15 protein-coding genes are annotated in these 14712 nt (G+C 66.4%); 7 read left to right on the forward strand and 8 right to left on the reverse strand.

All coding sequences use genetic code 11. The features are described 5' to 3' along the window. The first annotated feature begins 9 nt into the window (after nucleotides 1–9). From Q0654_RS19960 to Q0654_RS19975, 4 genes are all read left to right on the forward strand, one after another. The gene (locus Q0654_RS19960) at nucleotides 10–381 is read left to right on the forward strand and encodes a disulfide bond formation protein B (RefSeq protein ID WP_298856775.1); all 372 of its coding nucleotides are present in this window, start codon (nucleotides 10–12) and stop codon (nucleotides 379–381) included. Beyond that, the gene (locus Q0654_RS19965; RefSeq protein WP_298856776.1) at nucleotides 351–1034 is read left to right on the forward strand and encodes a thioredoxin domain-containing protein; all 684 of its coding nucleotides are present in this window, start codon (nucleotides 351–353) and stop codon (nucleotides 1032–1034) included. The genes Q0654_RS19960 and Q0654_RS19965 overlap by 31 nt, the downstream gene beginning before the upstream one ends. Nucleotides 1035–1098: 64 nt before the next feature. Then, a complete protein-coding gene (locus tag Q0654_RS19970; protein WP_298856777.1) occupies nucleotides 1099–1239 on the forward strand; it encodes a hypothetical protein in 141 nt (46 codons plus the stop codon). 52 nt (nucleotides 1240–1291) lie between these two features. Continuing rightward, a complete protein-coding gene (locus Q0654_RS19975; RefSeq protein WP_298856778.1) occupies nucleotides 1292–1813 on the forward strand; it encodes a TIGR00645 family protein in 522 nt (173 codons plus the stop codon). A 114-nt stretch (nucleotides 1814–1927) separates the two neighbouring features. Here the strand turns inward: Q0654_RS19975 and Q0654_RS19980 are convergent, their stop codons facing one another. Together Q0654_RS19980 and Q0654_RS19985 are read right to left on the reverse strand one after the other, a co-directional pair. Beyond that, entirely contained in the window at nucleotides 1928–3304 is a 1377-nt protein-coding gene (locus Q0654_RS19980; RefSeq protein ID WP_298856779.1) for a heavy metal sensor histidine kinase, read from the reverse strand. Nucleotides 3305–3374: 70 nt separating this feature from the next. Then, nucleotides 3375–4061: a heavy metal response regulator transcription factor gene (locus Q0654_RS19985; protein ID WP_298856780.1), complete on the reverse strand. Its 687-nt coding sequence runs from the start codon at nucleotides 4059–4061 to the stop codon at nucleotides 3375–3377. A 157-nt stretch (nucleotides 4062–4218) separates the two neighbouring features. Here Q0654_RS19985 and Q0654_RS19990 point away from each other — a divergent pair, with 157 nt between their 5' ends. Then, a complete protein-coding gene (locus Q0654_RS19990; RefSeq protein ID WP_298856781.1) occupies nucleotides 4219–4554 on the forward strand; it encodes a DUF4148 domain-containing protein in 336 nt (111 codons plus the stop codon). Between the two features lie 713 nt (nucleotides 4555–5267). On the opposite strand, the gene Q0654_RS19995 is transcribed toward Q0654_RS19990, so the two are convergent. The 6 genes from Q0654_RS19995 to Q0654_RS20020 form a co-directional block, all read right to left on the reverse strand. Next, nucleotides 5268–5642, reverse strand: coding sequence for a hypothetical protein (locus tag Q0654_RS19995; RefSeq protein WP_298856782.1), 375 nt, complete (start codon nucleotides 5640–5642; stop codon nucleotides 5268–5270). 44 nt (nucleotides 5643–5686) lie between these two features. Beyond that, the gene (locus Q0654_RS20000; RefSeq protein WP_298856783.1) at nucleotides 5687–8806 is read right to left on the reverse strand and encodes an efflux RND transporter permease subunit; all 3120 of its coding nucleotides are present in this window, start codon (nucleotides 8804–8806) and stop codon (nucleotides 5687–5689) included. 1 nt (nucleotide 8807) lies between these two features. Further along, nucleotides 8808–9938 carry an HlyD family efflux transporter periplasmic adaptor subunit gene (locus tag Q0654_RS20005; protein ID WP_298856784.1) on the reverse strand — a complete coding sequence of 377 codons (1131 nt, stop codon included), beginning with the start codon at nucleotides 9936–9938 and terminating at the stop codon, nucleotides 8808–8810. After that, on the reverse strand, nucleotides 9935–10540 hold the full coding sequence (locus Q0654_RS20010; RefSeq protein WP_298856785.1) for a hypothetical protein: 606 nt from the start codon (nucleotides 10538–10540) through the stop codon (nucleotides 9935–9937). Before Q0654_RS20010 ends, Q0654_RS20005 begins: the two co-directional genes overlap by 4 nt. Before the next feature lie 14 nt (nucleotides 10541–10554). Beyond that, nucleotides 10555–11850, reverse strand: a complete 1296-nt coding sequence (locus Q0654_RS20015) for a TolC family protein (protein ID WP_298856787.1) — start codon at nucleotides 11848–11850, stop codon at nucleotides 10555–10557. A 142-nt stretch (nucleotides 11851–11992) separates the two neighbouring features. Continuing rightward, nucleotides 11993–12355, reverse strand: coding sequence for a hypothetical protein (locus Q0654_RS20020; RefSeq protein ID WP_298856788.1), 363 nt, complete (start codon nucleotides 12353–12355; stop codon nucleotides 11993–11995). Nucleotides 12356–12849: 494 nt separating this feature from the next. On the opposite strand from Q0654_RS20020, the gene Q0654_RS20025 reads away from it, so the two are divergent. Then, entirely contained in the window at nucleotides 12850–14025 is a 1176-nt protein-coding gene (locus Q0654_RS20025) for a hypothetical protein (RefSeq protein WP_298856789.1), read from the forward strand. Nucleotides 14026–14043: 18 nt separating this feature from the next. Beyond that, entirely contained in the window at nucleotides 14044–14706 is a 663-nt protein-coding gene (locus Q0654_RS20030; protein ID WP_298856790.1) for a TerD family protein, read from the forward strand. Nucleotides 14707–14712 lie beyond the last annotated feature (6 nt).

Raw genomic sequence — 14712 nt, forward strand, 5'->3', positions numbered from 1 at the left:
CTGATCGCCTTGCTCGCCACGGCGGGTGCGCTGTTTCTGGGTGAAGTGATGGGCATGACACCCTGCGTGTTGTGCTGGTACCAGCGCATCGCGATGTTTCCGCTGGTCGTGGTGCTCGGCCTGGGCCTGCTGGAGGCCGATGGCCGCAGCGTGCGCTACGCGATGCCCCTTGCGGCGGCCGGGTGGGCGATCGCGCTGTACCACTGTCTGGTGTTCTGGGGCCTCGTGACCGAAGCGCTGGTGCCTTGTGGCAAGGGCGGCTCTTGCGCGGACGCGGAGGTGCAGATCGTCGGCTTCGTGCCGATCCCGCTGTTGTCGGTCGCCGCCTTCACAATGATTCTGGTGTTGCTGTGGGTGTCGATGAAGGAGGTCAAAACATGAACAAGAAGTGGCTTGTCGTTGCCACCGTAGCGGTGGTCGTGCTGGCCTTCGCGGGCGGTGCCCTGGTAATCAAGGATCGCTCCGCGCAAGAAGTGAAGCAGCTTGCGCAGAACAACAATGAAGCGCTGGTGCGCCCGCACGCGCCGGTGTTCGGCAATCCAGCGGCCAAGGTCACGATCGTCGAGTTCTTCGACCCGTCGTGCGAGACCTGTCGGGCCTTCTACCCGTTGGTCAAACGCATCGTCAACGCGAGCTTCGGGCAAGTGCGGCTGGTGGTGCGCTACGCGCCGCTGCACAAGGGTTCCGACACGGCCATCCAGATCCTGGAAGCGGCCCGCCTGCAGGGCAAATACTGGGAGGCGCTGGAGCGCGCGCTGGTCGATCAGCCCCGCTGGGCGGCGCACCACAACCCGCAGCCGGCGCTGATCTGGGACTCGCTGACCGATCTTGGTCTCGATATGGCGAAGGCCCGTGCCGACGCCGCCAGCCCGGCCATCGCGCAGGCACTGCGCCAGGACATCGCTGACATGCAGGCCTTGCAGGTCAAGCAAACGCCGGGCTTCTTCGTCAACGGCACGCCGCTGCGCGACTTTGGCGAGGCGCAGTTGAAGGCCCTGGTCGATCAGGAGGTCGCCAAGGCCAAGGTCCCGTAGCGAAGACGCGGTTCGGTCTGCATCCCGGCGTGGGCGGCGCGGGCGTGCAGAGCTGGCAAGACCGATGTCGCCCCGCATCGTGCCCGTCTATACGACACTGTCCGAAGCCAAGCGCGACAAGGCTGCAGCGAATCCGGCCACCGCGATTGCCATGCTGGAGCAGGACGTGTGTGTGCAACGTGTCGAGCGCGACACGAGACAATGAGCCGTCCGGCGGCCCCGGGTCGCCGCCCTCCCGATCCACCGAGTCCACGCCGATGCAATCCAAGCCAAACGTGTTCGAACGTCTTCTTGAGTCGGCGATCTTCTCCAGCCGCTGGCTGCTCGCGCCCTTCTTCCTCGGCCTGATCGTCGCCATGGTGGTGCTGCTGGTGAAGTTCGGCAAAGAGCTGACGCGGCTGCTGCTCGGCGTCTTCGGCTATGTTGAACACGACTCGGTGATCTCGATCCTGACCCTGGTCGACACCGCGCTGATCGCTGTGCTGCTGTTGATCATCGTCTTCAGCGGCTACGAGAACTTCGTCTCCAAGCTCAGTATCGGCGACCACGAGGACCGCCCCGCCTGGATGGGCAAGATCAGCTTCTCCGACCTGAAGATGAAGCTCATCGGCGCCATCATCGCGATCTCGGCGGTTGAACTGCTGAAGGCCTTTTTGGTCAGCACGCAGCTGACGGGCGAGCAGATCGGCTGGAAGATCGCCATCCACCTCACCTTCGTGGTCTCGGGTCTGCTGTTCGCGGCGTCGGACTGGATCAGTGACAGCCGCAAGTCGCATTGACTGTTCGGCTGGAAGCCCTGCAAAGTCGATGGGATGACGCCGGGGTTCTTCGTCAACGGCACGCCGTTGCGTGACTTCGGCGAAGCGTAGCTGCGGGCTAGCCCGAGCAAGAAATCAAGAAGGTGAAGGCTCCGTAGCGGAGGGCGTCGCAGAGACACCCGGCGCGGGCAGCACGGTGAAGCCGATCGAGGTGATGCCGCTGGCTGAACTTGCAAAGGGCCTGCCACCATGCATGCGGGCGATTGCAGCGACGATGGCCAGACCCAGGCCGTGGTTCTGATGTGCACCGCTGCGTGCGCGGTCGCCACGGAAGAAGCGATCAAACAACCGCGGCAAGTGCGACGGTTCGATGGTTGCCCCGTGATTGGCTACCGCCAACCGCACTTCGCCGCCCGTCAGGGCGTCGATCTCGATTCGGATCGTCGAGCCGCGGGCCGAGTAGCGCGTGGCATTGGCGACCAGGTTTGACAGCGCGCGTTGCAACAGCGGCAGATCAAACTCTCCGCCGGTGTCGCCGATGACCTCGACCCGGACTCCGGCATCGTCCAGCGCGGCGTCGTGATAGTCAGCCACCTGCCGAGCCACCCCGGCCAGGCTGGCCGTGGCCACACGCCGCGCCGAACTGCCTCGATCGGCCTGTGAGAGAAAGAGCATGTCCTGCACGATGCCGGCCACGCGCTGCAGTTCTTCCAGGTTCGACCCGAGCACCTCGCGCAGTTCTTCGGCACCGCGCGCCCTGCGCAGCGCCAGTTCGGTGCTGCTGATCAGGGTGGCGAGTGGGGTGCACAGCTCATGCGCCACATCGGCATTGAATCCTTCTAACTGCTCATAGGCCTGTGACAAGCGGCCGAGCAGTTCGTTGAACTGCGCAATCAAAGGTTCGAGTTCTTCGGCCTGGCCTGAGCCATCCAAACGCCGATGCAGCGTATCTGCCGCAAGCAGGCGTGTCTGCTCCACCAGTTCCCGCACGGGGCGCAGCCCCAGGCGCACCAGCACAAAGCCGCCCGCCGAGACCAACGCAGCGCCGCCCAGGGCAGCGGCCAGCAGCGTGAGTGCAAGCCGACGCAGCAATAGGCGGTCATCGCCCGTGTCCAGTGTCAGGACCGCGGTCAGCTTGTCCGGTGCGGTGGCCGGCGCGGCCACTTCGAAGCGGGCCACGCGCGCGCTACCGGGGGACGACGCGCCGACGGCGCGCTGGTAGAAGACGCTGCCATCGGGCCGCGCCAGCGACAAGGCCAGATCCTGGTGCCCGACGAAGAAGTCGTCGAGCTTGTGGGTCAACGTGCTGGCGTCGCCGCGCTGCGGCTCTTCGGTGAGCAAGTGCCGCACCTGCGTCTGCTTCTGCGTCAGCGCCTCGATCTGCCGCGCCTCGAGGTTCACGTGCGTGACGGCGTAGACCGCGACGCAGACCACGGAGAGTCCGGCCAGGCTCTGAAGCGCCAGCCATGTCGACAGCCGCCGCCCGAGGGAACCGACGCGGCTCCTGCTCATTGGGGCACCCTACGGCCTGCGGCCGGTCCCGCCAAGCGGGAGCATGAGCACTTGGGGCGGCCCGGCGTGTTCATTCCTCGCGCTCCTCCAGCACGTAACCCATGCCGCGCACCGTATGCAGCAGCGTGCGCTCGAAGGGCGCGTCGAGCTTGCCGCGCAGCCTGCGTACCGCCACGTCGATGACATTGGTGGCGCTGTCGAAGTTGATGTCCCACACCTGCTCCGCAATCTCGGTGCGGGAAAGCACCTCGCCCTGACGGCGCAGCAGCAAGGCCAGCAAGGTGAACTCCTTGGCCGTGAGGTCGAGCCTTCGGCCAGCCCGTGTGGCCTTGCGGCGCAGCAGGTCCATCTCGAGGTCAGACAGACCCAGGACCGTGGCACCTTCAGGCTCGCGCGCCGGACGCGCGCGGCGCAGCAGAACCTGGATCCGGGCCACCAGTTCGGAGAACGCGAACGGCTTGACGAGGTAGTCATCTGCACCCCCTTGCAGACCCTTGACACGGTCCTCGACCCGGACGCGCGCCGTGAGCATCAGCACAGGCGTTTGCTTGCTCTGGCGCAGGGCGGCCAGCAAGCCCAGCCCGTCGATGCCGGGCAGCATGCCGTCCAGCACGAGCAGGTCGTAGTCACCCTCCATCGCCAGGTGCAGACCGTCGACGCCGTTGTGCGCCACGTCCACGACATAGCCTTCTTCGGTCAGCCCCTTGCGCAGGTATTCGGCGAGCTTCACCTCGTCTTCGATCACCAGCAGTCTCATGCCGTTGAAGCCCTCATTTGGCAACCCCAGCAAGTGACCGACTTGTCATCTGCTGGACCGAGTCTTGTTGGAGGCCGGTTTCTAAAGTCATGGTCATGCCATAGGGCATGCCGCGACGCGGGGTCGCGGGCAACCTCTTCTTCCAGGAACCCTGACCATGAACTTTCGCAAACACGCCGCCTTGCCCCTCGTTGCGCTGGCCCTGACGCTGCCGGTGATGGCGCAGGCCAACTCGCTGTATCACCCCGCTGACACTGACGCCGGGTACACCGAACACCCGGACCACTGGAAGAGCACCAAGACACGTGCTCAGGTGATGGCCGAGGTCGAGGCGGCCCGCAAGGACGGCACGCTCGCACTGATGCAGCGCAACGCGCCGTTTCCCATGAAGGCCACCGGGCCCGGCAAGACCCGCCAGCAGGTGGTCGCCGAGCTGCTCGCCGAGTCGCCCGAACAGCGCCGCGCGCGCATGGAACTGCAACGCGGCGGCTGAGCCTCCGGCAAGCCTCGGCGTTCGCGCGGGCCACCAGCATCTGGTGGCCCGCGCTGCCTTTTGCCTTTGCCGTCGCGGCGGGCAACCGACAGCCGCTTCGACAGCGATTGGCTGTAGGTGAGCTTCTGTTCGGGTTTCGGCGGTGGGTGGGCCCTCCGCCATCGACGCCAAAGCGCGACCAGCACGAGAGCGACAACCACGACGGCCACCCAGATCCACAGCATCGTCTGTGCGATCGCTGCATCCGGGGGCTGCATCCTCATCGCGCGCCTCCCGTTCTTGTGTCGAGTCGGCCGAGGTCAGGGAGCATCGGACAACGGCAACTCCACCCGCGTTGTCGCTCCACCTGCAACGCGTTGCAGGCCTATGGGCTAGCATCGCGAAGCTGGCGCACCCGTTGACAAGCCAGTACTCAAGCGCGATCAGCCAATATCCGCGACCAGCGCAGAGGTGCAGCCCGAGCACGCGATTCCGTGGGATCACAGCGCTCCAGCCGGTAGCTGCTGCCCCATGACCAGACCGAACCGACCAGTTCGTGCAGGTGAGCTTGCGGCTGTACCACTTGCCGATCGCAAAACACTAGGTGCCGTCCGCGTTGGCCGGGCGCACCGGTTTGGTCATGCAGCCCGCGAGTGGAACCAGCCCGACTGCCGCCAAGCCGATCAACAGGATTCTGCGTTGCGGAAGTCTGGAGTGGTCCACGGCGGTGTTCCCTACTTGATCGTGAAACGCACCGTGCCCGCCGGTTTACCGGACATGGTGACGACAGCAACGGCCTTGGTGCCCGGGCCGACCTTGAAGCTGCCGGTCGCTTCGAGCTTGTCGCCGGCTGGCTTCAGCTCGACTTCCTGCTTCTCGGTGCCGGTCAGCAAGGTCAGCTTGGCGCTGGCCTTGGACACGTCGGCCGGTTTGCCGTGGTCGCGCAGGTGCAACTGGATCGCGGCTGGCTTGGCGACCAGTTCGTAGTCCATGTCCTTGGCCTCGGTGACCACGCCGCCATGTTTGGGCGAATGGTCGTGGCCGCCGGCAGCGAAGGCCGTGCCGGCCAGGGTCAGGGCAAGGGCGGCGAGGAGGGTTGTCGTCTTCATGAGAGTCCTTTCAGGGGTTGGAAAACGTTGACAGAGGGATGGGATCAAAGTGCCTCGGCATCCTTGCTGTCCATCAGCGCTTCGGCGGGCTTGCGGCCGAAGAGCCAGAACATCGCGGGTGTGAGGAAGGTGTCGAGCAGGGTCGAACTGATCAGGCCACTGAAGATGACCACGGCCACCGGGTGCAGCACCTCGGTGCCGGGCTGCTCGGCCTCGAACAGCAAGGGCGCCAGCGCGAAGGCTGTCACCAGCGCGGTCATCAGCACCGGGCTCAGACGTTCCAGCGAGCCCCGCAGGATCATCTTGTGGTCGAAGTTCTCACCCTCGAAGCGCATCAGGTTGATGTAGTGGCTGACCTTCAGGATGCCGTTGCGCACCGAGATGCCCGCCAGGGTGATGAAGCCCACCAGCGCGGCCACGCTCAGTGGTTGGCCCGAGAGCCACAAACCCAGCACCGCACCGACCAGCGCCAACGGAATGTTTACCATGATCAGCGCCGCCAGCACACTGGACTTGTAGCGGCTGTAGAGCACCACGAACATCAAGGTCAGCGACACGATGCTGAGCAGACCGACCAGGCGCGAGGCTTCCTCCTGCGCCTGGAACTGGCCGCCCAGGGTGATGAAGTAGCCCTCGGGCAGCTTCGTCTCGGCCACCACCTTGCGGATGTCGGCCACGATCTCCGACAAGGCCCGCCCGGACGCGTTGGCCGACAATACGATGCGCCGCTTGCCGTCGTCGCGGCTGATCTGGTTCGGGCCGTCGCCGTCCTCGATGGTCGCGATCTTCGACAGCGGGATGCGGCCGTTCGGCGTCTCGATCAGGATCTGGCCCAGGCCCTCGACCGAGCGGGCCGATTCCGGCAGGCGCACCACCAGCGCGAACCGACGGCTGCCCTCGACGATCTGGGTGATCTTCTCGCCCTCCACCAGGTTCTGCAGCGTGGTCAGCACCTGGGGCGCGGGCACGCCGTACTGGGCTGCGGCGGCGTAGTCCACGCGCACCTTGATCTGCGGCGCGAGAACCTGCTTTTCGATCTGCAGGTCGGCGATGCCGGGGATGGCGGCCAGCTTCGCACGCAGCACGTCGGCCTGACCGCGCAGGGCATCCAGGTCTTCACCGAAGATCTTGATGGCGATCTGCGAACGAACGCCCGAGAGCATGTGGTCGATGCGGTGCGAGATCGGCTGGCCGATCTCCAGTGCGGCCGGCAGGTTGATCAGCCGCGCGCGGATGTCGGCCTTGATCTCGTCCATCGTGCGCGTCAGCTCGGCGGTGGGCTTCAGACCGACGTCGAGCTCGCTGACGTGCACCCCTTCGGCGTGTTCGTCCAGCTCGGCCCGTCCGCTGCGCCGGCCCACATGCGTGACCTCGGGCACCTGGCTCACCAACACTTCGGCCTGGCGGGCGAGTGCCGAGGTCTCGGCCAAGGTCACGCCCGGATTCAGGCGCAGGCCGATCAGCAGCGTGCCTTCGTTGAAGGGTGGCAGGAATGTGGTCGGAAAGAACGGCACGGCCGCCGCCGCCACTACCACCGCCACGCCGGCTGCGGCCATTGCCGCCCGCGGCGCATTCAGCACCGATTGCAATGACGACTGATAAGCCGACTTGAGCCATCGCAGCACTTTGGTGTCGCCGTGATCGAGGTTCTTCATCCGCGGCAGCAGGTAGAAGCTGAGCACTGGCGTCACCGTCACCGAGACGATCAACGAGGCCAGCGTCGACACGATGAAGGCGATGCCCAGTGGCACGAACAGCTTGCCTTCCAGCCCCGGCAGCGCGAACAGGGGGATGAAGACCAGCACGATGATCACGGTGGCGTAGAGGATCGCGGAGCGCACTTCCATCGTGGCGTGCGCCACCACCTCGATTGGATGTATGCGGTGGTGCGGGTGCTTGGCGCGGTCCTCCTTCAGGCGCCGCAGCACGTTCTCGACACCCACCACGGCATCGTCGACCAGCCCGCCGATGGCGATGGCCAGGCCGCCCAACGTCATCGTGTTGATCGACAACCCGAAGTAGCGGAAGACCAGGGCCGTGATGAAGATCGACACGGGAATGGCCGTCAACGCGATGATCGTCGGCCGCAGCGTGCCGAGGAAGAAGAACAGGATCACCGCCACAAAGATCGAGGCGCCTATCAGCTTGCCCTGCAGCGTGGTGATCGAGGCCTCGATGAAGCTGGCCTGGCGGAAGGTGACCTTGGGCTCCTGCATGCCGACCGGCAAGGAAGTCTTCAACCCCGCCAAGGCTTCCTCGATGTTCCGCGTCAGCGCGATGGTGTCGGCCGAAGGCTGCTTCTGGATGCCCAGAATGACGGCCGGCTGGCCTTCATAACCGGCGTCGCCGCGCTTGTTGGCCGCAGCGAAGGTCACGTCGGCGATCTGGCGCATGAGGATCGGTTGGCCTGCCTTGGATGTCAGGGCCAGGTTCTTCAGGTCGTCCAGCAACGAGGTTCGGCCCAGGTTGCGGATCAGGTACTCACGCCCGTTCAACTCCAGGAAACCGCCCGAGGTGTTGCTGGAGTAGCCCTTCAACGCCGCTTCCAGTTGCTCGTGCGTGATGCCGAGTTCGGCCATGCGCACGGTGTTGGGTTGCACCTGGAACTGCCGCACCTCACCTCCGATGGGGATGACCTGCGCCACGCCCTGCACCGACAGCAGGCGAGGGCGCAGCACCCAGTCGGCGTATTCGCGCACCGCCATCGCGCTGATCTTCGTGGTGTCCACGGGGATCGCGATCTGCATGATCTCGCCCATGATCGAGCTGATCGGGCCCATGCGCGGCAGCACGCCTTCGGCAATGCCTTCCTCCATCGCCGCGAGCCGCTCGCTGACGAGTTGGCGGGCACGGAAGATGTCGGTGCTCCAGTCGAAGGTGACGTAGATGAAGGACAGGCCGGCCGATGAGGTGGAGCGGATCGTCTCCACGCCCGGCAGGCCGTTCATCGTAGTTTCCAGCGGGAAGGTGATGAGCTGTTCCACTTCCTCCGCGGCCATGCCGCCGGCCTCGGTGATGATGGTCACCGTGGGCTTGTTGAGATCGGGGAACACGTCCACCGGCGTACGCGTCAGCGTGAACGCGCCGTAGGCCATCAGCACGACGCTGGCGATGATCACCAGCAACCGGTTGCCGAGGCTGTTGTCTAGGAGCCACTTGAACATGTCAGCGCACCTGGTTGATCAAGGTGGCGCCCTGGGTGGCGACCTTGTCGCCGGCCTTCAGGCCAGCGGTGACCGACACGCTGATGCCGTCCAGCGATTCGGTCGTCACCGTGCGGGGCTCGAACCGTTCCGGCGCAGTCTTGACCCAGACGATGGTCTGATTGGCCGGGTTCTTCATCAGTGAAGCGACCGGGACCGCCAGCCCCTTGACCTTCTCCTTGGTCTGCACGAAGACACGCACCGGCTGGCCGACGGCCAGGCTGTTGAGGGCAGCGCCCTGGGCGCGGAAACCCAGCGGCAGCGCCTGCTCGCGCAGGCTGCGCGCGGCACCGATGAACTCCAGCGGCACACGCTGGTTGCCGATGGCCAGCGTGGCGCTGCCCACATTGGCCGCCAGCGCTGGATCGAAGGCCAGGGCCTCGATGCGCAGGCGGCTCGGGTCGACGATCTCGAACAGCAGCTCGCGGGCATCCACCACCTGGCCGGCCACCGCATGGGCCGACGCGATGACGCCGGACACGGGCGCCACCAGGGCTTCACGCGTGGCCAGGCCGCCACCGATCGCGGCAATGCGCTCGGCCAGACTGGCGGATTCGCTTTCCGCCGCTTCGATGTCCTTGCGCGGCACGGTGTCCGCCAGTTCCTTCAAGCGGGCCACGCGCTTGTCGGCCAGCGACTTGGCCGCCCGCAGCTCCGCCAGCTGGGACGACTGGTTGGAGCGTTCAATGGGTGCTGTCGAGGGCACCACGTAGGCCAGCACCTCGCCCTTGCGCACCGTCTGGCCCGGGTTGGGCAGGCCACGCGGACCGGGCTCGATGCGCCCGGCATTCAGCGGTTGCACCTTGCCCCCGGCGTTCGGGTCCATCAGCACCTTGCCGGTGAGTTCCACCGAGCGCGGCAGCTCGGCGTCAACCGTGGCCATGGTGCGCACCCCCAGCTGACGCTGCGCCGGCTTGGGCAGGAACACACTGCCGTCGGGCAGGCGCTGCGGGCCATTGGCACTGGGTGCTGCACCGCCGTCGCCATGGTCATGGCCTTCGCCAGCTTGTGCCTGAGGCACCGCGGACAGCACCATCACGATGCTGGCGATGATGGCCAGCCGCGCGTTGGAAAGGATCAGGGCGCGCTTCATGCGACACCTCCGACACGGGTCTGGCGCGACGACAGCACGCGGCGACCGACCGTCAGCAGGATCGCCAGCACGGCGACTCCTCCCGCCGCCCAGCCGGCGTATTCTTTCCACGAGTGGACAGGGGCCGCCTCGTCAGCGTGTGCGGCTTCGTGGATGTCGAGCTCGCCAGCCAGCAGGTCGGCGTCGGACCCGGCGCTCACCGTGGCGGTGATCGGCAGGACGCCAGGCTTGGGCGCTTCGGCCAGCACGACCTCGAACTCGTCTGTGCCTTGTTTGGCCGCCTTGAACTTCTTGCCGCCGATCTCGAGTTCGATCTGGGCGTCGGTGACCGGGCTGTTGTCGGCGGCCCGGTCCAGGTACAGCGTGATCTGCTTGCCGTTGAGCACGCCGACCAGTTCGAACAGGTCCGACACGGCGGCGAACCTGGGCAGGGCGGGACCGGTGGCGGTGGGTGCGGCTTCGCCGTGGTCGTGGCCGTCGCCTGCCATTGCAAGTTTGGGGACCAGGATCAGGATCGCAAGAGGAATCGCGACCAGGGTGTGGAAGGGTTTCATGGGAGGATGTCCGGAAGAGGTGTTCGGTAGGGCGTCGTTTGGCTTCATCGCGGCTGCGGGCTTCACTGCGGCAACAAGCCGAGCGCCTGGCGCCATGCGGAGATGGCGGCTGCGAGCTCGATGCGGCTGCGTGCAGCCTGGCGATCGGCCTCGGCCGCTTCGGCCTCGATGCGCAGCCGGGTCGGCAGATCGGTCTCGCCCAGCCGGAAGGACTTGTCGAAGAAGCCGCGGGACTCGCGCGCCAGTTGTGCGCGGCGCTCGGCCGCTGCCAACTGCAGTCTGGCCGAATCGGTGCGTGCCTTGGCCGAGTCGCGTTCACCCGCCAGCCGGGCCCGCTCCAGGTTCAACTGCGCCTGCAACTCGATGGTCTCGGCCCGCGCAGCCGCCGTGCGCGCGTCGTGACGCGGACCCGCCCCGAACGGAATGCGCACGCCGACCGTGAAGGTCTGTTGCCAGGCTTCACCCGAGGCACCACGGTCACGCGTGGTGGCGATCATCAGTTCAGGGTTGGCGCGCGACTGCGTCGCCGCCAGGGCCGCCACGCCTTCGGCCACCAAGGCGCGGTCCTTCAGCGCCAGCAACTCGCCGTGCGTGTCCATGTCCGTTGCCGCAGCGCCAGGCTCCGGCTCGGCGATGAGATCCGCCGGGCCGGCTGTGAGCGCCTGGCCGGGCGACGCCACCAGCGTGCGCAGGGACTGCTCGGCCACGATCACGGCGGCTTGCGCCTGCGCCACCGTCGCCTGGGCGGCAGCCACGGCGCCATCGGCCTGGTGCTGGTCGGCCTGTGCCAGATCGCCGGCCTTGAGCCGTTTGCCCACATCGGCCGCGATCCGTTGCGCGTTGTCGAGCTGGCCCTGTGCGGTGGCGGCATCGGCACGCGCGCGTTGCCAGTTCCACCAGGCCTCACGCACCGCGGCGGCCACACGCAGCTGGGCTGCGGTGGTGCGGCTTTCGACAGCACGGCCTTCGGCCTGCGCCAGTGCCTGGCTGCGCCCGCGTTCGCCGGGCAGCCACAGCGGGATCGCGAGGCCTGCTTCGTATTCGCGTGTGCCGAGATTGCGGTTCAGGCGGTCGGTCTTGCCGGTCACCTCCACCGCCACGGGCTCGGGTGTCCAGGACTGCGCGGCTTGCTGCTGTGCCCGGGCTGCGTCCCGGCGGGCCGCCAGGGCCGCGAGTTCGGGTTGGCGCGCCCATGCCGCTTCGAAGGCCTGGCTCAGCGTCAACCCTTCGGGTTTCGCCGTGGTTTGGGCCCACGCACCCGCTGCGACAGCGTTCAGCGCAAATGCAACGGCAAGGGCCAGCGTGGCGCTGGCGGTCGTTCGCCAGCGTGCGTGCGTGATGATATTTCGTCGGTGCATCCGATGCTCCAGGGTTGAGGACAACTCACGGGAGATCGGCAAGGGCGACCCAGCAGGTCGCGTCGCGGCTGAGCGGCCGTCGACGACGGCACGCGGTCAGGCGCGAACGGGCTTCAGGAAGAAGAAGTGGCCGCCTCGCCGATCAGGCGAGGGGTGCCCACTGAGGGCGCTCGGGCGGGCTGTGCGTCAGAGTGCGCACGGTACCTTCGGCCAGCGTGACCGGATGCGAGGCCACTGCGAGCGGCATCAACCCATCGCCGTGTGCGGGCATCTCCGAGCAGCTGCCATGGCAATGTCCACAGTCGTGGTCGCTGCTACCCAAGGTCTCACCGGCCACGTCGTCACTGTCCTGGTCCACGATTGCATCGCCATCATGCTGGTGCTCGTGGTGTCCGAAGTGCTGCGCCTGCGCATCGCTTTCGTGCCCGCAATAGCTTGCCACTGCAGCCCAGGTGAACTGGAACGGCAGCAAGGCGAGCAAAGCAATGGCGAACCAACGACGCATGCGGAATAGTCTAGCAGCTACAGGGTTTGGGGCGAGCGAGTGGGTTCAATGCAGTGCGGCACTTCACCGCATTTCGGCACGCACGTGACGGAATTAGGCGTTCTTGGACGGCGATCAATCGCGTTGCAGGCAAGCCTGGCCAGGATGCCGTGAGCAAGCCGTCCCGACCGACTCTGCGCTCTTGGCGATTCCTCCCCGCCTGGGATGAGTTTTCGACCCGGCGTGCGAGACCACGGCACGCCGCTGCGCGACTTCGGGCAAGCACAATTGAAGGCGCTGGTCGACCAAGAGATCGAGGGGGCCAAAGTACCGTGACAGCGCGGTGTTGCCGGACGTGCCATCTTGCTGTGCCAACCGGGTTTGCCCGTTGTCTGGATGGCCCCAAGCGCGTGCGATGCGAGGACTGCGGCCGCCGTTGGAGCGCAAGCCGGGTAAGCTGTGCCGACAGCGCGGCCTGACTGGGGAGTCCCGACCGGTCATCAGAGGAGAAACTCATGAAACCCACCACTTTCCCGACTGCGGTAGCCACTGCAGTACCCACCCCCGCGCAGGAGTTGCTGGTGCAAGCACCCTTGGACACTGGGGCCATCGCTTTGCGGCCCGAGCAGGTGCCGCAAGCCGAGCAGGCACTGGCCGCGCTCGACTTCGCGGCCATTCCGTCCGGCGACATCATCAAGATCGGCCTGGGTGCCGAACAGGCGCTGCAAAAGACGCTGGACGGCTTTCTGGCCCGGCTCGACACGAAGACGGCGTCCAAAGTGTTCGCGCTTTTCGGGCGCCTTGAGAAAGGTGTCGATGACGCCAAGCTGCCTGAAATCCTGGAGAAGATTCAGGAAGGCGAGGATCCGGGGTTCTTCGCCGGCCTGTTCGCCAAGTTCACCGGCCGCAAGCCCGAAGAGGCCTTCAGCGAGTTCATGCAGGAGGTCGGCGATTTGATCTCGAGCCGGACGCGCACGTTGGCCGACGAGATGGGCCGCCTGGAGGGCGAACTGTCGAAGGAAATGAAGACGCTGTTTGGCGAACTGCAGGCGCTGGAGAGCCTGAAGCAGTCGTACGGCACGCACTTCGCCAGCTTCACCGTCGATGCCGCCGTGGCGCGGGCGTTTCTCGAAAAGGCTCGGCAGGTGGTGGCTGAGCAGACCGCGGCCGCCAGCCCCGCCGACATGACAGCACAGGCTCGGCTGCGCGAGCTGCAGGACAAGCTCAGGCTGCTGGAAAGCCGGGCCCTCGCGCTTGAAGGCACCTACACGCGGCTGCCGGCCGATCAGATGGTGATCCAGCAGATCGAGGCCGCCGGCATCGCGACGCTGCAGGAGACCGCCACCACGGTGTCCTCGCGTTTTGCGTCGATCAAGATGACCTTGCTGGCCATCCACGGCGCATTCGCCGTCAAGTCGGTGCAGCAGATCGCCGAGCGCCAGGCGCGCCTGGACCAGCAATTGACGCAGTTGCGCGGCCAGGCCACCAAGGACGTGGCCGTCGCCGCGGCCAGGGCGCCCGGTGACAACCGTGTCGCACAGGCACAGCAGATCGCCGCGATCATCACGCAGACGCGCGAGATCCACGATCTGGTCGAAGCCGCCAAGCAGGAGACCGAAGCGAAGTTCGAGACGGCGCGGCAGATGTTCGAGCAGTCGCGGGCCGAGCTCGTGGCGCTGCGCAAGGCATAACAACGATCTGGAGAAACCATGCTCACACTGACCCTTGACAAGCCCGGCGCCGCGCCGGCCCGCAAGCTGCAACTCTCGCTCAGCAAGGGCGCCGCGTTCAAGGTGACCGTCGCATGGCGGTGCGACGCCAGCCACCAGGACGACATCGACATCCACGCGCTCGAGGCCCGCAACGGCGGCAGCGGCGCCAAGGTCACGGCGCTCGAAGAGATCCTGTCGACCTACAACACGACGAAGATGAGCCCGAAGACCGGCGTGCTGCCCACCGCGGCCGATGGCTCCTTCGCCACGCCTTCGGGCGGGCTGCGGCACTCCGGCGACGTGCGGGTGCAGGGCAACACCGAAACCATCGTCATCGATGGCGCGAAACTGCCGGCGGGCGTGAACGAGATCCCGCTCTTCGCCACCGTCCACAAGGCCGAACACGGCGCCGGGCACGACGAAGGCTCCGAGGACGAGGCCGAGGACGAGGCGGCCTTCGCCGACATCGAGGTCTGCACCGTCACCATCGCCGACGAAAGCGGGCGCGAGCTGGGCGCCTACCAGCTGTCCAAGGAGTTCGGCGAGTTCAACGTCGTGCAGCTGGGCAGCGTCATGCACGGCGACAACGGCTGGGAGTACGCGCCCGTCGGTCGCGGCTTCACGGGCACGTTCAACGACGTGCTGGGCCACTTCTCCTGAAAGCTT

The sequence above is a fragment of the uncultured Aquimonas sp. genome (assembly GCF_937888285.1).
Lineage (GTDB): Bacteria > Pseudomonadota > Gammaproteobacteria > Xanthomonadales > Xanthomonadaceae > Aquimonas.